The sequence below is a fragment of the unidentified bacterial endosymbiont genome (genome assembly GCF_918797525.1).
Lineage (GTDB): Bacteria > Pseudomonadota > Gammaproteobacteria > Enterobacterales > Enterobacteriaceae > Enterobacter.
Genome location: NZ_OU963893.1, coordinates 820,669 through 841,653, shown reverse-complemented (window position 1 = coordinate 841,653; position 20,985 = coordinate 820,669). Strand labels below are relative to the sequence as shown.

Here is a 20,985-nt window from a genome sequence, read left to right as displayed (position 1 = left end):
ACGAAAGCCTGAAGTCCTGACCCGGAGGAAACGTGAAAGATCTTATTGCTCGCCACAAGGCGGGAGCGCATCTCGGTATTTGTTCAGTCTGTTCAGCACACCCGCTGGTTATCGAAGCCGCCCTGCGGTTTGATCTGAATAACGATAACAAAGTGCTGATTGAAGCCACTTCAAATCAGGTCAATCAGTTTGGCGGCTATACAGGAATGAAACCCGCTGATTTTCGCGATTTCGTGCTGAATATTGCTAAAGAAGTGGGGTTTCCACAACAACGTCTGATTCTGGGTGGGGATCACCTGGGACCTAACTGCTGGCAAAACGAACCGGCAGAGACGGCGATGGATAAAGCCGTCGAGCTGATCAAAGCCTATGTTGCCGCCGGATTTACCAAAATCCATCTTGATGCCTCGATGTCCTGCGTCGGCGACCCCGTCCCGCTGGCGCCAGAAGTGGTGGCGCAACGCGCTGCGCGGCTGTGTAAAACGGCAGAAGAGACGGCCACGAAAGAACACAGAGCCGCGCTGACCTACGTCATTGGCACTGAAGTTCCCGTCCCGGGCGGTGAAGCCAGCAGCATTGATAGCGTCCACATTACCCGCGTGGAAGATGCATTACAAACGCTGGAAACCCACCGCGTCGCCTTTGGCGCAATCGGTCTTGAGGAGGCGATGTCGCGCGTGATTGCAATGGTTGTGCAACCGGGCGTGGAGTTCGACCATACGCAAATCGTCCACTATCAACCGCATGCGGCAGAGGCGCTTTCTGGCTGGATCCGCCAGACACCGATGGTCTACGAGGCACATTCTACTGATTACCAAACGCGTCAGGCCTATCGCGCCCTGGTTCGCGATAGCTTCGCGATACTGAAGGTTGGCCCAGCTCTCACTTTTGCCCTGCGTGAAGCCATCTTTGCCCTTGCGCAAATGGAGGAAGCACTTATCGCCCCTGAACAGCGCAGCCATGTGCTGGCGGTGATCGACGAAGTCATGCTGAACGAGCCGGGTTACTGGAATAAGTATTACCGCCCCACCTGGAGTCAGGCCATGGTGGATATTCACTTCAGCCTGTCTGACCGCATTCGCTACTACTGGCCGCATCCGCGTATCCACCAGAGTGTCGAGAAATTGCTCGCAAACCTGAGCCATACCACGCTGCCGCTGGGGCTTATTAGCCAGTTTATGCCCGTTCAGTTCGAACGTCTGTCGATGAATGAAATCGCTGTAACACCCCAAAATCTCATCATCGACAGAATACAGGATGTCTTACGCGCCTATCGTTTCGGCTGCACCCCTGAACACGTCTGATACCCGGAGAGTGTATGAGTCACGTTTATATCCGTACCGGAATTACGTTTGAAAACAGCCAGCGTGCGCTGGCGCACATTGGTGAAGAGATGCTGGCGAAAGGGGTGGTACATAACAGTTATCCTTCAGCCCTTATGGCAAGGGAGATGAACTACCCCACCGGCATCGCCCTTGAACGCCATGCGGTCGCGATCCCGCATTGCGAAGCCGTCCATGCCAAAAGCCCTGCTATTTACCTGATTCGCCCGGACAAACCGGTGAATTTTCATCAGGCGGATGATGACGGAGAGGTTGCCGCGTCCCTCATCATCGCGCTGATTGTTGAAAACCCTGCGGCGCAAATGAAGTTGCTGCGCCGTCTATTTAGTGAGCTGCAAAACCCGGACACGCTGGAGATGCTGCTGGCCACGCCTGCAGAGCGTCTGGCGGATCGTTTCCGGAACACGATCCTTGAGCCTGCCTCCTGTGCTCAGGCCTCATAACATACTGATAATAATAAGGAGTACCCTATGAAACGCAAAGTTATCGTTGCCTGCGGAGGGGCCGTTGCCACCTCAACAATGGCCGCCGAAGAGATAAAAGAGTTGTGCGAAGCCCACCATATTGAACTGGATCTGGTTCAGTGCCGGGTGACCGAAATTGAAACCTACATGGACGGTGCGGATTTGATCTGCACCACGGCGAAAGTCGACAGATCTTTTGGAGATATACCCGTGGTCCACGGGATGCCGTTTGTATCGGGCGTTGGCATCGAAGCGCTGCAGCAAAAAATCCTGACTATCCTCGAGGGGTAAGGCAATGTTTACCGAAATCATGCGGTATATCCTCGATCTTGGCCCCACCGTAATGCTACCCATCGTCATCATCATCTTCTCGAAGCTGCTGGGGATGAAGCTGGGCGACTGTTTCAAATCTGGCCTGCATATCGGTATTGGCTTCGTTGGGATCGGGCTGGTTATTGCTCTGATGCTGGACTCCATTGGTCCGGCAGCCAAAGCAATGGCAGAACAGTTCCAGATTAACCTGCACGTGGTGGATGTCGGCTGGCCGGGTTCATCTCCCATGACGTGGGCTTCACAAATCGCGCTGGTGGCAATCCCGGTGGCCATTGGCGTCAACGTTGTTATGCTGGTCACCCGCATGACCCGCGTGGTGAACGTGGATATCTGGAACATCTGGCATATGACCTTTACCGGAGCCATGCTGCACTTGGCCACCGATTCTTACTGGCTGGGTATCTTGGGCGTGGTGGTTCATGCGGCCTTCGTCTACAAACTCGGCGACTGGTTTGCCAAAGACACCCGAGATTTCTTCGGTCTGGAGGGGATTGCCATTCCTCATGGTTCGTCGGCGTATCTTGGCCCCATTGCGGTATTAGTGGATACGCTTATCGACAAAATTCCGGGTCTGAATCGCATCCATTTTAGCGCCGACGATGTGCAAAAACGCTTTGGCCCCTTTGGCGAACCTGTCACCGTCGGTTTTGTGATGGGGCTGTTCATCGGTATGTTGGCAGGCTACGAGATAAAATCAGTGTTGCAACTGGCCGTCAAAACCGCCGCCGTGATGCTCCTGATGCCGCGCGTGATCAAACCCATCATGGACGGCCTGACCCCGATCGCGAAACATGCTCGTAAACGTCTGCAGGCGAAGTTTGGCGGCCAGGCGTTTTTGATTGGTCTTGATCCCGCGCTGCTGCTGGGCCATACCTCCGTCGTCTCTGCCAGCCTGATCTTTATCCCGCTCACCATCCTGATTGCGGTGCTGGTACCGGGTAACCAGGTGCTGCCGTTCGGCGACCTTGCCACCATCGGCTTTTTCGTGGCAATGGCTGTCGCGGTGCACCAGGGCAACCTGTTCCGTACGCTTATCTCCGGCGTCATTATCATGGCCATCACGCTGTGGGTAGCCACGCAGACCATCGGCCTGCACACCCAGCTTGCGCAGAATGCGGGTGCATTGAAAGCGGGTGGACTGGTGGCCTCGATGGATCAGGGTGGCTCGCCTGTCACCTGGTTGCTCATCCAACTTTTTACCTGGCAAAACGTGGTGGGATTCATCGTCATCGGGGTGATTTACCTGGCTGGCGTGCTGCTTACCTGGCGACGCGCCCGTGCGTTTATAGCGGCAGAGAAAAGCGCCGCTAACCCGCATAGCCAGACGGCATCTTAATAACCGGGGAGCCATGCTCCCCTTCGTTTTCTGGAGTTAATCATGAAATCAGTGGTAATTCACTCTGAGGGGAGCGTGCGCGTTGAAGATCGCCCGGTTCCTCACATTCAAGCCGGGGATGAGGTGCTGGTACGCATTATGTGCTCAGGATTATGCGGCTCGGACATCCCGCGTATTTTCGCTAAAGGCGCACATTACTACCCCATTACTCTGGGCCATGAATTTAGCGGGCACGTCGAAGCCTGCGGAGCAGAGATTAACGATCTCAGTCCAGGCGCCCCGGTGGCCTGCGTTCCGCTACTGCCCTGCTTTACTTGCCCGGAGTGTCACAAAGGCTATTACTCGTTATGTAAGCAGTACCAGTTTGTCGGCTCGCGCCGTGAAGGTGGCAACGCAGAATACATTGTGGTGAAACGGGCAAACCTGTACCGTCTGCCCGCAGAAACGACGATTGAAGACGGGGCATTTATCGAGCCGATTACCGTAGGGCTGCACGCATTTCATCTGGCATCGGGTTGCGAGGGCAAAAACGTCATTATTGTCGGCGCGGGGACGATCGGCCTGCTGGCAATGCAGTGTGCTCTGGCGTTGGGGGCCAGCAGCGTGACCGCGATTGATATTAACGACGACAGGCTCGCCCTGGCGACAAAATCAGGCGCGAACAACGTGTTTAATAGCCGCACCCTGAACGCTGATGAGATTCACAATGCGCTCAACGCCAACCGGTTCGATCAACTGGTGCTGGAGACGGCCGGCACGCCACAGACCGTCTCGCTGGCGATTGATATTGCCGGCCCACGCGCCCAGGTTGCGCTGGTAGGCACGCTGCATCATGACCTGCATTTACCGGCAGCAACCTTTGGCAAAATTTTGCGTAAAGAGCTGACGCTTCTGGGTAGTTGGATGAATTATTCTGCCCCCTGGCCTGGGCAGGAGTGGGCGACAGCAGCTCGCCTGCTCAGCGAGAAAAAACTGCAACTGGAGCCGCTCATTGCCCATACCGGAGACAGCGAGAGCTTCGCTCAGGCCGTGCAGGCGCTGAATGGCGCGCCGATGCAGGGTAAAATCATGCTTCGCTTCGCTTAATCTTTCGGGCCAGCAACCTGCGCTGGCTCACATTTACTTTCGGGTATTCCCTTACACCTTTCGCATTCCTTCGATTACAATAGAGAAAGTTAATTATCAGGCAATTCACTATGAACTCATTTGAGCGAAGGAACAAAATCGTTGACCTCGTCAACGCGCAGGGCAGCGTGATGGTGCTGGACCTTTCGAATCGGTTTGGGATTTCTGAAGTCACGATTCGAACCGATCTGCGTCTGCTGGAAGAGAAAGGACTGCTCACGCGTTTTCACGGAGGGGCGGCACGGCCCGGTAGCAATCTGGCGGAGAGCGAAAATCAGGAAGTGGTGCTGGAAGATCGCTATCAGCTGGCGAGTGATCCGAAAAAGCGGATCGCTCAGGCTGCAGCAGCCATGATTGAAGAGGGGATGACTGTCATTCTCGACAGCGGCAGTACCACCATGCTGATAGCCGAAGCGCTGGTAAAGAGAGCCAATATCACCGTCATTACCAACAGCTTGCCCGCTGCATTTGCCCTCTCTGAAAATAAAGATATTACCCTGGTGGTGTGCGGCGGTACGGTACGCCATAAAACGCACTCAATGCACGGCACCATCGCCGAACGCTCGCTTGCCGGCATCAGCGCTGATGTGATGTTTGTAGGAGCTGATGGCATAGATGCCACTAACGGCATCACCACCTTTAACGAGGGCTACTCCATTAGCAGCGTGATGGCCGCCGCGGCGCACAAAGTGGTTGCCGTGCTGGATGCCAGCAAGTTTAATCGTCGCGGGTTTAACCAGGTGCTGCCGATGGAGAAAATTGACTGCGTGATTACGGATGAGGGGCTCGGGAAACACGATAAAGACCAGCTCAGCAAAACGGGTACCGAGATCGTGACGGTTTAGCTTACGTAGCAGGTCAGGCTATGACCTGCGAACGTGTCTTTTCCGACATTTAAAAATGTGTAGGCCGGATAGCGCAGCGGCTTACTCTCCCTGCTGCTCCAGCGCATGTTTATACAGCGCATTTTTCTTCACGCCGTGGATCTCCGCCGCTAGCGCGGCCGCTTTCTTCAGCGGCAGCTCGACCTGCAGCAGCGCCAGCGTACGCAGCGCGTCGGCTGGCAGCGCATCCTCCTGGGCTTTGTGGCCTTCAACAATCAGCACCATCTCGCCCTTGCGGCGGTTTTCATCTTCCTTCACCCATGCCAGCAGTTCACCTACCGGTGCGCCGTGAATGGTTTCCCAGGTTTTGGTCAGCTCACGCGCCAGTACAACGTAGCGGGCCACCCCCCAGACGGTGACCATATCGTCCAGGCTTTCCAGTAAACGGTGAGTTGATTCGTAAAAAATCAGGGTACGCGGCTCGGCTTCCAGCTCTTTTAGCACATCGCGACGGCCTTTGGATTTAGCAGGCAGAAAACCTTCGTAACAAAAACGGTCTGAGGGCAGGCCAGCGGCGCTCAGTGCCGCAATAGCAGCACACGGCCCAGGCAAAGGCACCACGCGGATACCCGCTTCACGACAGATCCGTACCAGATGGTAACCCGGATCGTTAATCAGCGGCGTTCCCGCATCGGAGACCAGGGCAATGTTCAGCCCCTCTTTGAGCTTCGCGACCAGCGTGTCAGCTTTTTGTTGCTCATTGTGATCGTGCAGGGCGAACATTCGGGCGTTAATCGCAAAGTGCTGGAGCAATAAACCGGTGTGGCGGGTATCTTCTGCGGCAATTAAATCAACAGTTTGCAATACGGTAAGCGCACGTTGGGTAATATCAGACAAATTCCCGATAGGAGTAGGTACAATATAAAGCTGGCCTTGAGAATTCTCTGCCGTTTCGTGTTGTTTCATTGTTTAGTCCGTATTGCCGATTTAATATTGAGCATTGCGTAAAAAAAATCACTGGATACAGTATGGTACCCTTAACGTTTCTTCGAACAAAAGCCGCGCACAGCGTGCCTCTCATGCTGGCAGCCCTGATCTTTGCCGGCTGTGGCACCCAGGCACCCGACCAAACCGCCGCCCATATGCAGGGATCCGCTCAGGCTGATTCTGCCTTTTATCTGCGACAAATGGCGCAGAGCTCAAATGATACCAAGACCAACTGGCAATTACTCGCCATTCGTGCACTCCTGAACGAAGGTAAAACCCAGCAGGCGGCTGACCTGTTCAACCCGTTGCCGCAGGATCTTAACGACACCCAGCGCCGCGAGCAGGGGCTGTTATCAGCCGAACTGAAAGTCGCGCTGAAAGATTACGCATCCGCGAAAAAGATCCTCGGCGACATTGATATCAATGCGCTTGATAAAAACCAGCAGGCTCGCTTCTGGCAAGCCGGCATTACCGCTGAACAGGGTCGCCCTTCCCTGACCCTCCTGCGCGCGCTGATCGCGCAAGAACCGTTGCTAAGCGGCGCAGACAAGCAAAAAAATATTGATGCTACATGGCAGGCGCTCTCCTCCATGACCCAGGAGCAGGCTCGGGCGTTGGTTATTAACGCAGACGAAAATGTGCTGCGGGGCTGGCTGGATCTGCAACTGATGTGGTTTAACAACCGCAGCGACCCGAACATGCTGAAAGCCGGTATTACCGACTGGCAGACCCGCTATCCGCAAAACCCTGGCGCGAAAATGTTGCCATCTCAGTTGGTGAGCGTGCAGAGCTTTAAGCCTGCCTCCACCAGCAAAATCGCCCTGCTTCTGCCGTTAAACGGCCAGGCGGCGGTATTTAGCCGCACCATCCAGCAAGGTTTTGAAGCGGCGAAAAACGGTACCACCGCCATGTCGGGTGCCGCCGTGCCTGAGCAGGCAGCCCAGGCGGCAAACGTGAATGATGTTGTTAGCCCTTCGGCGGCAGAGACCAGCGATCTGACCACTGCGCAAACCCCGGCTCAGGGCACGATGCAGAACCCGGTGACGGCGCCGACAACGCAACCGGCCTCAACCCCTGCGCCTGCCGCTCAGACGTCTACGTCGATTGACATTCAGGCTGCGCCAGTAACGGATGCCCCGGCGCCACAAACCACCGAGCCAGCCGCGCAGGCAAACGTTCCGGCCACCAGCGCCAACCCCGGCGCTGAGCTGAAAATTTACGACACCAGCTCACAGCCGCTCGACCAGATTCTGGCGCAGGTGCAGCGAGATGGCGCCAGCATCGTCGTCGGCCCACTGTTAAAAAATAACGTCGAAGAGTTGATGAAGAGCAACACCACGCTGAACGTGCTGGCGCTTAACCAGCCGGAGCAGGTTCAAAATCGTGCCAACATCTGCTACTTCGCCCTCTCTCCGGAAGACGAAGCCCGTGATGCGGCGCGCCACATTCGCGAGCAGGGCAAACAGGCTCCGCTGTTGCTGATCCCACGCAGTGCGCTGGGCGATCGCGTAGCAAATGCGTTTGCTCAGGAGTGGCAGTCACTCGGTGGCGGCATGGTGTTGCAGCAGAAATTTGGTTCTACTTCTGAGCTGCGAGCAGGCGTTAACGGCGGTGCGGGTATCGCTTTGAACGGCAGCCCGGTATCCGCCAGCCTGCCGCAACAGCAAAGCGTTACCATTGCGGGCCTGACTATTCCTGCCCCACCAACCGATGCGCAAATCAGCGGCGGCGACAGAGTAGACGCGGCCTATATTGTCGCCACGCCGGAAGAGATTGCCTTTATCAAACCCATGATTGCGATGCGTAACGGCACCCGGAGCGGCGTCACGCTCTATGCCAGTTCCCGGAGCGCACAAGGTACTGCAGGCCCGGACTTCCGTCTGGAAATGGACGGACTGCAGTACAGCGAAATTCCGATGCTGGCAGGCAGTAACCCGTTGCTGATGCAACAAGCGCTGAGTGTAGTAAATAACGACTACTCGCTGGCACGCCTGTACGCGATGGGCGTGGATGCATGGGCGCTGGCGAATAACTTTACCCAGATGCGTCAGGTGCCTGGCTTTGAGCTTAACGGCAATACCGGGGATCTGAGCGCGACGCAGGACTGCGTGATTAACAGGAAGTTATCATGGCTCAAATACCAGCAGGGACAAATCGTCCCGGCCAGTTAAGCCGTAAACAGACCGGCGATGCGTGGGAGCTCAAAGCGCGTCGCTGGCTTGAAGGCAAAGGACTGCGCTTTATCGCCGCTAACGTTCGTGGACGTGGCGGCGAAATTGACCTGATCATGAAAGACGGTCAGACCATTGTGTTTGTAGAAGTACGCTTTCGACAGTCGTCCCGTTTTGGCGGTGCTGCCGCCAGCGTGACGCTCGCCAAACAACATAAATTATTACAGACTGCCCACTTGTGGCTTGCCCGCCATAATGGGAGCTTTGATACTGTGGATTGCCGGTTCGATGTGTTAGCCTTCACCGCAAATGAGATCGACTGGCTTAAAAATGCTTTTGGCGAAGACGCATAAATAAAATTTAAAGGGATAACGTGCTCGAAAGAATTAAAGTGTGCTTCACAGAAAGCATCCAGACTCAGATTGCAGCGGCGGAAGCCCTCCCGGACGCGATCTCTCGTGCAGCGATGACGCTGGTACAGTCTCTGTTGAACGGCAACAAAATCCTCTGTTGTGGCAATGGCACATCAGCCGCCAACGCACAGCATTTTGCTGCCAGCATGATCAATCGTTTCGAAACAGAACGACCGAGTTTACCTGCTATTGCACTTAATACCGATAACGTGGTCTTAACTGCGATTGCTAACGATCGCCTTCACGACGAGATATACGCCAAGCAGGTGCGTGCCCTGGGTCATGCCGGAGATGTTCTGCTGGCCATCTCCACGCGCGGCAACAGCCGTGACATTGTCAAAGCCGTTGAAGCTGCCGTCACCCGGGATATGACTATCGTTGCCTTAACCGGCTATGACGGGGGTGAGCTGGCGGGTCTGCTTGGGCCGCAGGATGTGGAAATTCGTATTCCGTCTCACCGTAGCGCGCGTATTCAGGAAATGCATATGCTGACGGTAAATTGCCTGTGCGATCTGATCGACAACACGCTTTTCCCTCACCAGGATGATTAAGGAGTTTTAATGAAGGCTTTATCGACCCTTGCAGTTCTTATCTCTGCACTGCTGCTTCAGGGGTGTATCGCTGCGGCCGTCGTCGGTACCGCAGCCGTGGGTACCAAAGCGGCAACCGATCCGCGCTCTGTGGGTACTCAGGTTGATGATGGAACCCTGGAACTTCGCGTTAACAGCGCGCTGTCGAAAGACGAACAAATTAAGAAAGAAGCGCGTATCAACGTGACGGCGTATCAGGGCAAAGTGCTGCTGGCAGGCCAGGCGCCAAATACCGAACTCGCCTCACGAGCAAAACAGATTGCGATGGGTGTCGAGGGAACGGCGGAAGTGTTTAACGAAGTGCGCCAGGGCCAGCCGATTGGTCTGGGTACCGCCTCTTCCGATACCTGGATCACTACCAAGGTGCGTTCCCAACTGTTGGGTTCTGACCAGGTGAAATCCTCAAACGTGAAAGTGACAACCGAAAACGGCGAAGTGTTCCTGCTGGGCCTGGTCACCGAGCGTGAAGGTAAAGCGGCAGCCGATATCGCCAGCCGGGTAAGCGGCGTGAAACACGTCACCACCGCCTTTACCTACATCAAGTAACCTTAATGCCCGGTAGCGTTAGCGCCACCGGGCTTTTTTTAAACCAGCGCAATACTCCCCACCATCACCCCACTCACCGCCACCAGGCCCGCCGTTAACCACAGCGCTTTCGCCGGGAAAGACTTACGTAGCATGATAAGCGACGGCAGGCTAATCGCAGGCAATGTGATGAGCAGCGCCAGTGCCGGAGCGGTGCCCATTCCGGCCAGCATCATGGTCTGGACAATCGGGATCTCCGCCGCCGTTGGGATAACGAACAGGCATCCTGCCACCGCCATCGCCACCACCCACAGCAGCGTGTTATCGATGGCGCCATCCGCATGCGGGAACAGCCAGACGCGTGCAGCGCCAAGAACCAACACCGCCAGGATGTATACCGGGATAGTGCTCCAGAACAGTTGCCACAGGGCTTTACCCCAGCGCGTTAAGACATGTCCCTGCGGCTCGCTGATGTCCAGCTCAACGGGCGCATGCCCGGCGGCGTTGTCCTTCACCAGATTTTGCACCAGCGTTGCGACCACCAGCACCGTCACCACACCCGCAGCCAGGCGGATAGCGGCAAAATGCCAGCCGAGAACAAAGCCCATAAACACCAGCGTCGCCGGGTTTAACAACGGGTTGCCCATCCAGAAGGCAAGCGCACCGCCCAGCGAAACACGCTGACGGCGCATGCCGGCGGTCACGGGCGCAGCGCAGCAGGAGCACATCATGCCCGGCAGGGAGAAAATCATCCCCAGCAGCGTGCCCTGAAAGCGCGGCTGGCCTAACGTTTTTATTAGCCAGTTACGCGGGATAAGAACCTGAATCAGCGAGCCCAGAAGGACGCCTAATACAGCCGCTTTCCAGACAGCAAGGAAATAGACCATGGCATAGTCCCACGCCGCCTGGAGAGGGCTGGAATCAGCCTGAGCAATAATAGATTTTCCGATACTGTGCGTTTCGGCGGCGGTGAAGGCTTTGCCGTAATAGGGCTGCCATTTCACATACCAGAGGCCGACAAGGACCACGAGAAAAAAGAGAGCAGGCTTCCACCATTGAAAAGGTGTTGCCGCCTGAGATGAAGACTGACCAGCCATAACATTCCCCGGAGAGTAGTATTTAATTAGCCGGGGGAGTTTACGCTTCACCTCTGGCGATTTCACGCAGTTTTGCTGAGGGGATGATATTCACCCCTTCCTGCGACGGGGAGAGCGCTTCCTTCAGCATCGCACGCGCCACATCCCGCGCCTCGATGGCTTTCCAGTCACCCGGAAGGATCCGGAACAGAGGCGCGAACATCGATTCATTAAAACGGCGTTCGTCACGATGTCCGAGCAGCATTGAAGGGCGAACAATCGTCAGTTGTTGCCAGTGCTGCGCAATCAGGGCCTCTTCCATCTTGCCCTTCACCTTGTTGTAAAAGAAGGGCGAACTGGCGTTGGCGCCATGCGCGCTGACCACCAGAAAATGCTTTGCCCCCAGCTTTTTCGCCGTCAGCGCCGTGTCGACGACCAGCGTGTAGTCGGCATGCACAAAGGCCTCTTTGCTGCCTGCTTCACGGCGTGTCGTCCCGAGGCAACAAAACGCGATATCAATGGGATCCTGGACCTGGGCCAGCGCATCGGTCAGTTGCGGATCGTGGGGGTTAAAAACGCCCTGAATGTCCACCAGAGGGCGGCGTGTTGGGGCGGCAACAGCGCTCACAGCAGGCTCCTGAATCAGCAACCGCAGCAGATGATCGCCGATTAATCCTGTTGCGCCCGTAATCAATACCTGACTCATTTTATCCCCTTTACAGAATTGTCCGTTTGCGAACTCAGCGTGGTCGACCACACTTAGAAGTCTGATACAGGTAAGTATTTACCACAAACGGGAAATTAATAGTCTGAACCCAAAACAACGGAGGAACCATGGGCAAGAAAATCGCAGTCTTGATTACCGACGAGTTTGAAGATTCAGAATTCACCTCGCCTGCCGAGGCATTTCGCAAGGCAGGACATGAGGTCATTACCATTGAGAAAGAAGCAGGCAAGACCGTAAAAGGCCACAAGGGCGAAGCCAGCGTGACCATTGATGAGTCTATCGATAACGTTAGTCCCTCTGACTTCGATGCACTTCTGCTGCCTGGCGGCCATTCACCGGATTCCCTGCGCGGGGATGATCGCTTCGTGTCCTTCACCCGCGACTTCGTGGGAACCGGCAAACCGGTCTTTGCCATTTGCCATGGTCCGCAGTTGCTTATTAGCGCGGAGGTGGTCCGCGGGCGTAAGCTCACCGCCGTGAAGCCGATCGTTATCGATCTTAAAAATGCCGGGGCCGAGTTTTACGATCAGGAGGTGGTTAACGATAAAGATCAGTTGATCACCAGCCGAACACCGGACGATTTGCCTGCATTTAACCGCGAAGCGCTACGCCTGCTCGGTACGTAACCAGTGCAGCTTTTTGCCAAAGCCTAGCGTGTTGTCGGTAAATTTCAGCTCATCAAGGCGGATTTCCCACACTGGCGCTTTGAGGGCGATGGCAACCGGAAAGCGGCGCGTATAGTGTTTACGCTGCGCGTCGCTCTCTTCTGCGTCCAGACGACGGATTTCACCCTTAAACTGAACCCCGCGGATCAGCGCCACCGTTTTCGGCTGGCCATTGACCGTGCCCGCCACTTTCGCCTGCTGGTGGGTCATTTGTGCATGACGCGTTTTGTCTTCACTCAGGACGTAAAAGGCTACGCGCTCGGGATCGTAGTAGTAAAACGCATTCGCGCACCACATTTCCCCTTCATCGTACACGCACCAGGTGACAACATGCTGCTTCGCCAGCCAGCGGTTAATGGCGGCCAGTGTTTCCATTTTCGCTCTCTCTCATGCTAAGGTGCGTTCACCTTAACATACTGAATCTTTTTACCGTGTGCTGGTTTCTTTATCTTGTTCGAACCGCTGACAACGCACTCTACACCGGGATCACCACCGATGTGGCGCGGCGTTTTTTACAACATCAAACGGGTAAAGGGGCAAAAGCGCTGCGGGGAAAAGGGGAATTACAGCTCGCCTTTGCAGCGCCCGTTGGCGACAGATCGCTGGCGTTAAGAGTGGAATATCGCATTAAACAGCTGACGAAGCGCCAGAAAGAGCGCCTCGTGACCGGTGATGACTCTTTTGAGGCGCTACGCGAAAGCCTGATTAAAAGCGACTGAAATGATCGTGGTACTCCACCAGACCCGTTACGCCGTTGAGCGCATCACCCGCCAGACGGTGTACCTGGAAAGCGGATTCCGTAGCAGGCCAGCGGCAGCGCAGATCGTACTGTGCCGCCTGCTCGAAGCCCAGGCGGCTATAGAATTTTGGCTCACCCAGCGTGACCACGGCGGCGTAGCCAAACTCATTCAGCGAGTCCAGCCCTTCATAGACCAACTGGCGCGCCACTCCCTGGCCGCGGTAGTTTTCATCGACCGCCAGCGGCGCCATGCCTACCCACTGTAAATCTTCACCCTGTACGATTACCGGGCTAAAGGCGACATAGCCCACCACCTGACCTTCGTCATCGGTGGCAACCAGCCCAAGCGTTATTAGGCCGTCTTCGCGGAGATCGTGGACCAGTTGAGCTTCAGCGTCACTCGCAAAAGCACGGCGCAACAACGCATCGATTCCCGGCGCATCAATCCCTATTTCGACTCGAATCAGCATGGCTCACCTACTGAAGTGTGTTTACGTTCCGGCGGCGTTTGCAGCCCCGCCTCAACGAAATCAGCCATTTGCATCAGCACGACGCGCAGCGCTTTTGGCATCTGCTCCAGCTCAATGGCATCCATTAAATTTTTCACGTACAGACCGAGTTCCGTATCGCCTTCGATTGCCAGACGGCGCTGGAAGAAGAGCGTGTCAGGATCCTGCTTACGGGCCACTATCATCAACAGATCGCTGGCGTTGGCGCTAAAGCTTACATCCGCCTCTGCGAACTCACGCACAATCAGGTGGTTATCCTCGACAGAGGTAAACCAGCGCAGCCCGATATCGCGCACGTCGATGCATAACCAGCGCCCTTCCAGAAACGCCAGCTCACCGTCCTGCAGCGCCTGGTGAAACTGCCAGCTCAGCACCTGCTCCAGCACCTGGCGTTTAAGCGCGAACGGGGCCAGTTTTACCGGCACGCTCAGCATTGATGGACCAAATTGTACGAGACGTGAACGCAATTTATCCAGCACGAGCTTTACTCCCTGATAGCTATAGTCCTGCTATTTTGCCACATCCCGTAAAGAAGATAGCGGCGTAAATCAACAAACCGGCGTCGGGTATAACGCATTATTGGTGACATCAATACGCCATTAGCTGCCTTAAATCAAAAATTGTCGCGTATGGGTTAATTAAAATCCCAGCTCGTTAACAATTTTGCGATCCCTGCGATCGACGACATCAGGATAAATTATGGAGCTGCTCTGCCCTGCCGGAAACCTTCCGGCGCTTAAGGCGGCCATCGAAAATGGGGCCGATGCGGTCTATATCGGGCTGAAGGATGATACCAATGCCCGCCATTTTGCTGGCCTTAACTTTACGGAGAAAAAGCTTCAGGAAGCCGTTAACTTCGTTCACCAGCACCGGCGCAAACTGCACATCGCCATTAACACCTTCGCCCACCCTGACGGCTACGTCCGCTGGCAGCGCGCAGTGGATATGGCGGCACAGCTTGGCGCTGACGCGCTGATCCTTGCCGACCTCGCTATGCTTGAGTATGCAGCAGAACGCTATCCGCATATTGAGCGCCACGTCTCCGTTCAGGCATCTGCCACCAACGAAGAAGCGGTGCGTTTTTATCAGCAAAACTTTGACGTTGCCCGCGTGGTACTGCCGCGCGTGCTCTCTATTCACCAGGTTAAGCAACTCGCACGCGTCACGCCAGTACCGCTGGAGGTGTTTGCCTTTGGCAGCCTGTGCATCATGGCTGAAGGGCGCTGCTATCTCTCCTCTTATCTCACCGGCGAGTCACCGAATACCGTCGGGGCCTGTTCGCCTGCCCGCTTTGTTCGCTGGCAACAAACGCCGCAGGGGCTGGAATCTCGCCTGAATGAAGTGTTGATCGACCGTTATCAGGATGGCGAAAATGCCGGGTATCCCACGCTGTGTAAAGGCCGCTATCTGGTTGACGGCGAGCGCTACCACGCCCTGGAAGAGCCCACCAGCCTTAATACGCTGGAGCTGCTGCCGGAACTGCTGGCCGCCAATATCGCCTCGGTGAAAATCGAAGGCCGCCAGCGCAGCCCGGCGTACGTCAGCCAGGTGGCGAAAGTCTGGCGTCAGGCCATCGACCGCTGTATGGCGGACCCGCAGAACTACGCCCCGCAACCGGCCTGGATGGAGACGCTCGGCACGATGTCCGAAGGCACACAAACCACGCTTGGCGCGTATCACCGTAAATGGCAGTGAGATAACCATGAAATATTCATTAGGACCGGTGCTCTATTACTGGTCAAAAGAGACGCTGGAAGATTTTTACCAACAGGCAGCGACCAGCAGCGCCGATGTGATTTACCTCGGCGAAGCGGTGTGTAGCAAGCGCCGGGCAACCAAAGTGGGCGACTGGCTGGATATGGCGAAAAGCCTGGCCGGGAGCGGGAAGCAGGTTGTCCTCTCAACGCTCGCGCTGGTCCAGGCCTCTTCCGAACTGGGTGAGCTGAAGCGCTATGTTGAAAATGGCGAATTTTTGCTGGAAGCGAGCGATCTGGGCGTGGTGAACATGTGTGCCGAACGTAAGCTGCCCTTTGTCGCGGGTCATGCGCTGAACTGCTACAACGCCGTGGCCCTGCGCCTGTTGCTTAAGCAAGGCATGACGCGCTGGTGCATGCCGGTAGAGCTTTCTCGCGACTGGCTGGTAAACCTGCTGGCCCAGTGCGACGAGCTGGGGATCCGCCATCAGTTTGAAGTAGAAGTGCTCAGCTATGGTCATCTCCCCCTCGCGTACTCTGCCCGCTGCTTTACCGCGCGCTCGGAAGACAGGCCGAAGGATGAATGCGAAACCTGCTGCATCAACTACCCTAACGGGCGCAGCATGCTGTCTCAGGAGAACCAGCAGGTGTTTGTTCTGAACGGTATTCAGACCATGAGTGGCTATGTGTATAACCTCGGTAATGAGCTGGCATCAATGAATGGCCTGGTGGATATGGTGCGACTTTCGCCGCTGGATACCAACGTATTTGCGATGCTGGACGCTTTTCGTGCCAATGAAAACGGCGCATCGCCGCTGCCCCTGACGGCTAACAGCGACTGTAATGGCTACTGGAAACGTTTGGCCGGACTGGCGCTGCAGGCCTAAAAAAGGCTCACTTTGTTAACAACAGTTAGTAAACTTTAATGCAGTATTAAAGATTCACCGTCGACAAAGTGAGCTGTTATGACTGATAAAACCATCCCGTTTTCGGTGCTGGATCTGGCACCGATCCCTCAAGGTTCCTCAGCACGAGAGGCCTTTTCCCACTCTCTGGATCTCGCCCAACTGGCCGAAAAACGTGGCTATCATCGCTACTGGCTGGCCGAGCACCACAATATGGTGGGTATCGCCAGCGCCGCCACGTCGGTACTGATGGGTTATCTGGCCGCTAACACCACCACTCTGCGTCTGGGCTCTGGCGGCGTGATGCTACCCAACCACGCCCCGCTGGTAATAGCCGAACAGTTTGGCACGCTGAATACCCTCTATCCCGGCCGTATCGATTTAGGTCTTGGCCGCGCGCCGGGCAGCGACCAGCCGACGATGCGCGCCCTGCGCCGTCATATGAGTGGTGATATCGATAACTTCCCGCGTGATGTAGTAGAACTCGTGGACTGGTTCGATGCGCGTGATCCGGACCCGCACGTGCGCCCGGTACCGGGATACGGCGAGAAAATCCCCGTATGGCTGTTAGGCTCTAGTCTTTATAGTGCGCAACTCGCCGCGCAGTTGGGGCTGCCGTTTGCCTTTGCCTCGCATTTCGCACCGGATATGCTGCACCAGGCGCTGCATCTCTACCGCACTACCTTCAAACCGTCCGAACGCCTTGAGAAACCTTATGCAATGGTGTGTATCAACATTATTGCCGCCGATAGCAACCGCGACGCAGAATTCCTCTTCACCTCCATGCAGCAGGCGTTTGTGAAGTTGCGTCGCGGTGAAACCGGCCAGTTGCCTGCGCCGGTAGAAAATATGCAACAGCTCTGGTCGGCTTCCGAGCAGTATGGCGTGCAGCAGGCGCTGAGCATGTCGCTGGTGGGTGATAAGGCCAAAGTGCGTCACGGGCTGGAAGCAGTGCTTCGGGAAACGCAGGCGGATGAGATTATGGTTAACGGCCAGATTTTCGATAACCAGGCGCGCTTGTACTCGTTTGAGCTGGCGATGCAGGTAAAAGAAGAGTTGGTGGGGTAGTGTTTTTTGCTTTTGCCCGGTAAGCGTAGCGCCACCGGGCATTATTTTTACTGATACACCGGCAGCAGATTAAAGCTCGACAGCACGTGAACCACCGCGTTTCCGACCCCAAACACCAGGATCAGCGTAATCATCGGTTTGCCGCCCCAGACGCGGAATGTCGGGCTGCCGAAACGTTTACGGGATTTGCGTGCCAGCAGGGCCGGTACAATCGCAGCCCAGATGGTCGCCGCCAGCCCTGCATAGCCAATGGCATACAGGAAACCGTTCGGCCACAGCAGGCCGCCGACGATCGGCGGCAGGAAGGTCAGCAGCGCGGTTTTGAAACGCCCCATCGCCGAATCATCAAAACCAAACAGATCGGCCAGATAGTCAAACAGGCCCAGCGTCACGCCGAGGAAAGAACTTGCCACGGCAAAGTTGGAGAAGATAACCAGCAGTAAATCCAGACTGCGGCTGTTCAGCACACCGCTTAACGCCTGAACCAGCACGTCAATGTTGCCGCCCTTCTGTGCGATGCTGATAAATTCCGTACGCGGGATGTTGCCCATCGTCCCCAGCAGCCAAATCACATACAACCCCAGCGCCAACAGCGTGCCGTAGACCAGACACTTCACAATGGTGCGTGGGTCTTTACCATAGTACTTCATCAGGCTCGGCACGTTGCCGTGATAGCCAAACGAGGCCAGACAGAACGGCAGCGTCATCAGCAGGTATGGCATATAAGCGGTGTTGGTTTCCGCGACGTTAAACAGCGTCGCTGGCGTGACGTGCCCCAACAGGCTGCCGAAGGTCAGGAAGAAGGTAATGATCTTAGCACCCAGCACAATGGCCGTCATGCGGCTCACCGCTTTGGTGCTCAGCCAGACGATAAACGCCACCCCCAGCGCAAAGCACAACCCTGCCAGACGCGCCGGGACAGACAACGACATCTCTGAGAACGTGTGATGCAGGATCGAGCCGCTTGCCGATATGTAGGCGTAGGTCAGAATGTAAAGCACAAACGCAATGGACAGCCCGTTCACCAGGTTCCAGCCTTTGCCCAACAGATCTTTCGTGATGGTGTCAAAGCTGGAACCTACACGGTAGTTCAGGTTAGCTTCGAGGATCATTAAACCGGAATGAAGCATACAAAACCAGGTGAAGACCAGCGCCGCCAGCGACCAGAAAAACCACGCACCGGACATAACCACAGGCAGGGAAAACATCCCTGCACCCACAATGGTTCCGCCAATGATCACGACGCCGCCGAGCAGCGAAGGTGACGTTTGGGTGGTGGTTAGTGTCGCCATACAGCCTTATCTCCAGTCAAATGTGCTTTGTATTTTAATGTGCTGCAATGTACCAGTACAATAGTACAAAGGGAATAAAAAAAACCCCGATTATGTATATCGGGGCTGTATATATTACTTTACGTTAATAGCGTAAGGCTTACGCGTCACGGCGACGGCTTGCGCCTTCGTCACGACGTGGGCCACGGCTTTCACGACGTTCGCCAGAGAAACGACGGCCTTCACCACCGCGACCTTCGCTACGACCGCCTTCACGACGCTCGCCACCGAAGCTGCGGCCACCGCCACGACGTTCACCGCCACGGTCAGTGCGAGGCTGTGCATCGCCCATCAACTGCATGTTCATCGGCTTGTTCAGAATGCGGGTGCGAGTAAAGTGCTGCAGTACTTCGCCCGGCATGCCTTTTGGCAGCTCGATGGTCGAGTGGGTACCGAACAGCTTGATGTTACCAATGTAACGGCTGCTGATATCGCCTTCGTTAGCGATCGCGCCAACGATGTGACGCACTTCAACGCCATCATCACGGCCCACTTCAATGCGGTACAGTTCCATTTCGCCAGCATCACGACGTTCACGACGTGGACGGTCTTCTCCACCACGCTCCGGACGGTCACCGCGTGGACCACGGTCATTACGGTCGCCACGACGTTCGAAACGGTCGTCACGATCACGGAACTCACGCTTAGGTCGCATTGGTGCATCCGGCGGCACGATCAGCGCACGTTCGCCCTGGGCCATTTTGAGCAGTGCTGCAGCCAGGGTTTCGATATCCAGCTCTTCACCTTCGGCGGTAGGCTGGATCTGCGCCAGCAGCGCACGGTACTGATCCAAATCGCTGCTTTCCAGTTGCTGTTGTACTTTGGCGGCGAATTTCTCCAGACGACGTTTGCCCAGCAGCTCTGCGTTCGGCAGGTCTGCTTCCGGAATGGTCAGCTTCATGGTGCGTTCAATGTTACGCAGCAGACGACGCTCACGGTTCTCAACGAACAGCAGCGCACGGCCTGCACGACCTGCACGACCGGTACGGCCGATACGGTGAACGTAAGACTCAGAGTCCATCGGGATGTCGTAGTTAACAACCAGGCTGATACGTTCAACGTCCAGACCACGTGCTGCCACGTCGGTTGCAATCAGGATATCCAGACGACCGTCTTTCAGACGTTCCAGCGTTTGCTCACGCAGGGACTGGTTCATGTCGCCGTTCAGCGCAGCGCTGTTATAGCCGCTACGTTCCAGCGCTTCAGCCACTTCCAGGGTCGCATTTTTGGTACGAACGAAGATAATCGCCGCATCAAAATCTTCTGCTTCCAGGAAACGCACCAGCGCTTCGTTTTTACGCATTCCGTGTACAGACCAGAATGTCTGGCTGATGTCCGGACGTGTAGTAATGCTGGACTGAATGCGCACTTCCTGCGGCTCTTTCATGAAGCGGCGGGTAATGCGACGAATGGCTTCTGGCATGGTTGCAGAGAACAGCGCGGTCTGATGACCTTCCGGGATCTGCGCCATGATGGTTTCAACGTCTTCGATGAAGCCCATACGCAGCATCTCATCGGCTTCGTCCAGTACCAGACCGCTCAGTTTCGAGAGATCCAGCGTACCGCGCTTCAGGTGGTCCAGCAGACGGCCCGGCGTACCGACAACAATCTGTGGGCCCTGGCGCAGGGCGCGTAACTGCACGTCATAACGCTGGCCGCCGTACAGGGCTACCACGTTTACGCCGCGCATATGTTTAGAGAATTCCGTCATCGCTTCAGCAACCTGAACAGCCAGTTCACGGGTTGGAGCAAGGACGAGGATCTGCGGTGCACGCAGGTCCGGATCGATGTTGTTCAGCAGCGGCAGCGAGAACGCTGCAGTTTTACCGCTACCAGTCTGGGCCATGCCCAGCACGTCACGACCAGAGAGCAGATGCGGGATACATTCTGCCTGGATCGGAGATGGTTTTTCGTAACCCAGATCGTTAAGGGCTTCAAGGATAGGAGCCTTCAGGCCCAGATCTGCAAAAGTGGTTTCGAATTCAGCCATGTAGTACAAGTGCCTCGATATTAATGGCGGCCAGTCTACTTAGCTCATCGTGAAAATGATTAGCAATTTTCATTGAAAAGTGTGAACCGGCTCAAAGTAGGTGTATTGACGAACAACAACGCCCTCACCCGTTAAGGTGATGGCAATCAAAAGATTACGGGCTGATGTTT

The 20,985-nt window shown here is 55.7% G+C and carries 24 protein-coding genes; 15 read left to right on the top strand and 9 right to left on the bottom strand.

Features of this window, described 5'->3' with window-relative positions; all coding sequences use genetic code 11:
- The first annotated feature begins 32 nt into the window (after positions 1 to 32).
- The 6 genes from gatZ to NL510_RS04015 all read left to right on the top strand — a co-directional run bounded on the left by gatZ (position 33) and on the right by NL510_RS04015 (position 5,446).
- Positions 33 to 1,304, top strand: coding sequence for a tagatose-bisphosphate aldolase subunit GatZ (gene gatZ, locus NL510_RS04040; protein WP_253381777.1), 1,272 nt, complete (start codon positions 33 to 35; stop codon positions 1,302 to 1,304).
- A gap of 14 nt (positions 1,305 to 1,318) precedes the next feature.
- Entirely contained in the window at positions 1,319 to 1,786 is a 468-nt protein-coding gene (gatA, locus tag NL510_RS04035) for a PTS galactitol transporter subunit IIA (protein ID WP_253381775.1), read from the top strand.
- Positions 1,787 to 1,813: 27 nt separating this feature from the next.
- Positions 1,814 to 2,098, top strand: coding sequence for a PTS galactitol transporter subunit IIB (gene gatB / locus NL510_RS04030; RefSeq protein ID WP_253381773.1), 285 nt, complete (start codon positions 1,814 to 1,816; stop codon positions 2,096 to 2,098).
- A 4-nt stretch (positions 2,099 to 2,102) separates the two neighbouring features.
- Positions 2,103 to 3,476, top strand: a complete 1,374-nt coding sequence (locus NL510_RS04025) for a galactitol-specific PTS transporter subunit IIC (protein WP_253381771.1) — start codon at positions 2,103 to 2,105, stop codon at positions 3,474 to 3,476.
- Between the two features lie 42 nt (positions 3,477 to 3,518).
- A complete protein-coding gene (gene gatD / locus NL510_RS04020; RefSeq protein WP_253381770.1) occupies positions 3,519 to 4,562 on the top strand; it encodes a galactitol-1-phosphate 5-dehydrogenase in 1,044 nt (347 codons plus the stop codon).
- A 110-nt stretch (positions 4,563 to 4,672) separates the two neighbouring features.
- On the top strand, positions 4,673 to 5,446 hold the full coding sequence (locus NL510_RS04015) for a DeoR/GlpR family DNA-binding transcription regulator (protein WP_253381769.1): 774 nt from the start codon (positions 4,673 to 4,675) through the stop codon (positions 5,444 to 5,446).
- An 81-nt stretch (positions 5,447 to 5,527) separates the two neighbouring features.
- Here the strand turns inward: NL510_RS04015 and rsmI are convergent, their stop codons facing one another.
- Positions 5,528 to 6,391 carry a 16S rRNA (cytidine(1402)-2'-O)-methyltransferase gene (gene rsmI, locus NL510_RS04010; RefSeq protein ID WP_253381768.1) on the bottom strand — a complete coding sequence of 288 codons (864 nt, stop codon included), beginning with the start codon at positions 6,389 to 6,391 and terminating at the stop codon, positions 5,528 to 5,530.
- Positions 6,392 to 6,453: 62 nt separating this feature from the next.
- Here rsmI and NL510_RS04005 point away from each other — a divergent pair, with 62 nt between their 5' ends.
- From NL510_RS04005 to dolP, 4 genes are read left to right on the top strand one after another with little or no spacing between them, the layout of a single operon-like run.
- Complete coding sequence (locus NL510_RS04005) at positions 6,454 to 8,583, top strand: penicillin-binding protein activator (protein ID WP_253381767.1); 2,130 nt, start codon at positions 6,454 to 6,456, stop codon at positions 8,581 to 8,583.
- Positions 8,541 to 8,936, top strand: a complete 396-nt coding sequence (locus NL510_RS04000; RefSeq protein WP_253381766.1) for a YraN family protein — start codon at positions 8,541 to 8,543, stop codon at positions 8,934 to 8,936. The genes NL510_RS04005 and NL510_RS04000 overlap by 43 nt, the downstream gene beginning before the upstream one ends.
- A 20-nt stretch (positions 8,937 to 8,956) precedes the next feature.
- Positions 8,957 to 9,547: a DnaA initiator-associating protein DiaA gene (gene diaA / locus NL510_RS03995; RefSeq protein WP_003861754.1), complete on the top strand. Its 591-nt coding sequence runs from the start codon at positions 8,957 to 8,959 to the stop codon at positions 9,545 to 9,547.
- A gap of 9 nt (positions 9,548 to 9,556) precedes the next feature.
- Positions 9,557 to 10,132: a division/outer membrane stress-associated lipid-binding lipoprotein gene (gene dolP / locus NL510_RS03990; RefSeq protein ID WP_253381765.1), complete on the top strand. Its 576-nt coding sequence runs from the start codon at positions 9,557 to 9,559 to the stop codon at positions 10,130 to 10,132.
- Between the two features lie 38 nt (positions 10,133 to 10,170).
- On the opposite strand, the gene NL510_RS03985 is transcribed toward dolP, so the two are convergent.
- Both NL510_RS03985 and NL510_RS03980 read right to left on the bottom strand, forming a co-directional pair.
- Positions 10,171 to 11,208: a permease gene (locus tag NL510_RS03985; protein WP_253381764.1), complete on the bottom strand. Its 1,038-nt coding sequence runs from the start codon at positions 11,206 to 11,208 to the stop codon at positions 10,171 to 10,173.
- Positions 11,209 to 11,248: 40 nt separating this feature from the next.
- On the bottom strand, positions 11,249 to 11,893 hold the full coding sequence (locus NL510_RS03980; RefSeq protein WP_253381763.1) for an NAD(P)H-binding protein: 645 nt from the start codon (positions 11,891 to 11,893) through the stop codon (positions 11,249 to 11,251).
- Positions 11,894 to 12,021: 128 nt separating this feature from the next.
- Between NL510_RS03980 and NL510_RS03975 the strand changes: the two genes are divergently transcribed.
- Positions 12,022 to 12,540: a type 1 glutamine amidotransferase domain-containing protein gene (locus tag NL510_RS03975; protein ID WP_253381762.1), complete on the top strand. Its 519-nt coding sequence runs from the start codon at positions 12,022 to 12,024 to the stop codon at positions 12,538 to 12,540.
- Here the strand turns inward: NL510_RS03975 and NL510_RS03970 are convergent.
- Positions 12,520 to 12,954, bottom strand: a complete 435-nt coding sequence (locus tag NL510_RS03970) for a YhbP family protein (RefSeq protein ID WP_253381761.1) — start codon at positions 12,952 to 12,954, stop codon at positions 12,520 to 12,522. The genes NL510_RS03975 and NL510_RS03970 overlap by 21 nt on opposite strands.
- 14 nt (positions 12,955 to 12,968) lie before the next feature.
- On the opposite strand from NL510_RS03970, the gene NL510_RS03965 reads away from it, so the two are divergent.
- On the top strand, positions 12,969 to 13,298 hold the full coding sequence (locus NL510_RS03965; protein ID WP_253381760.1) for a GIY-YIG nuclease family protein: 330 nt from the start codon (positions 12,969 to 12,971) through the stop codon (positions 13,296 to 13,298).
- Here NL510_RS03965 and NL510_RS03960 read toward each other — a convergent pair.
- Positions 13,285 to 13,788 carry a GNAT family N-acetyltransferase gene (locus NL510_RS03960; protein ID WP_253381758.1) on the bottom strand — a complete coding sequence of 168 codons (504 nt, stop codon included), beginning with the start codon at positions 13,786 to 13,788 and terminating at the stop codon, positions 13,285 to 13,287. The genes NL510_RS03965 and NL510_RS03960 overlap by 14 nt on opposite strands.
- Positions 13,782 to 14,306 (bottom strand): ubiquinone anaerobic biosynthesis accessory factor UbiT, encoded by a 525-nt coding sequence (gene ubiT, locus NL510_RS03955; RefSeq protein ID WP_253381756.1) that lies wholly within the window; start codon positions 14,304 to 14,306, stop codon positions 13,782 to 13,784. Before ubiT ends, NL510_RS03960 begins: the two co-directional genes overlap by 7 nt.
- Before the next feature lie 220 nt (positions 14,307 to 14,526).
- Between ubiT and ubiU the strand changes: the two genes are divergently transcribed.
- The 3 genes from ubiU (at position 14,527) to NL510_RS03940 (ending at position 17,494) form a co-directional block, all read left to right on the top strand.
- Positions 14,527 to 15,522, top strand: coding sequence for a ubiquinone anaerobic biosynthesis protein UbiU (ubiU, locus tag NL510_RS03950; protein WP_253381754.1), 996 nt, complete (start codon positions 14,527 to 14,529; stop codon positions 15,520 to 15,522).
- Positions 15,523 to 15,529: 7 nt separating this feature from the next.
- Positions 15,530 to 16,408, top strand: a complete 879-nt coding sequence (locus NL510_RS03945) for a U32 family peptidase (protein ID WP_253381752.1) — start codon at positions 15,530 to 15,532, stop codon at positions 16,406 to 16,408.
- Between the two features lie 78 nt (positions 16,409 to 16,486).
- A complete protein-coding gene (locus NL510_RS03940) occupies positions 16,487 to 17,494 on the top strand; it encodes a luciferase-like monooxygenase (protein ID WP_253381750.1) in 1,008 nt (335 codons plus the stop codon).
- A 47-nt stretch (positions 17,495 to 17,541) separates the two neighbouring features.
- Here NL510_RS03940 and mtr read toward each other — a convergent pair whose 3' ends face one another.
- The 3 genes from mtr to yrbN all read right to left on the bottom strand — a co-directional run bounded on the left by mtr (position 17,542) and on the right by yrbN (position 20,888).
- Complete coding sequence (gene mtr, locus NL510_RS03935; RefSeq protein ID WP_253381747.1) at positions 17,542 to 18,786, bottom strand: tryptophan permease; 1,245 nt, start codon at positions 18,784 to 18,786, stop codon at positions 17,542 to 17,544.
- Positions 18,787 to 18,925: 139 nt separating this feature from the next.
- Positions 18,926 to 20,815: a DEAD/DEAH family ATP-dependent RNA helicase gene (locus NL510_RS03930; protein WP_253381745.1), complete on the bottom strand. Its 1,890-nt coding sequence runs from the start codon at positions 20,813 to 20,815 to the stop codon at positions 18,926 to 18,928.
- Complete coding sequence (yrbN, locus tag NL510_RS03925) at positions 20,808 to 20,888, bottom strand: protein YrbN (protein WP_097397692.1); 81 nt, start codon at positions 20,886 to 20,888, stop codon at positions 20,808 to 20,810. The genes NL510_RS03930 and yrbN overlap by 8 nt, the downstream gene beginning before the upstream one ends.
- Between the last annotated feature and the right edge of the window lie 97 nt (positions 20,889 to 20,985).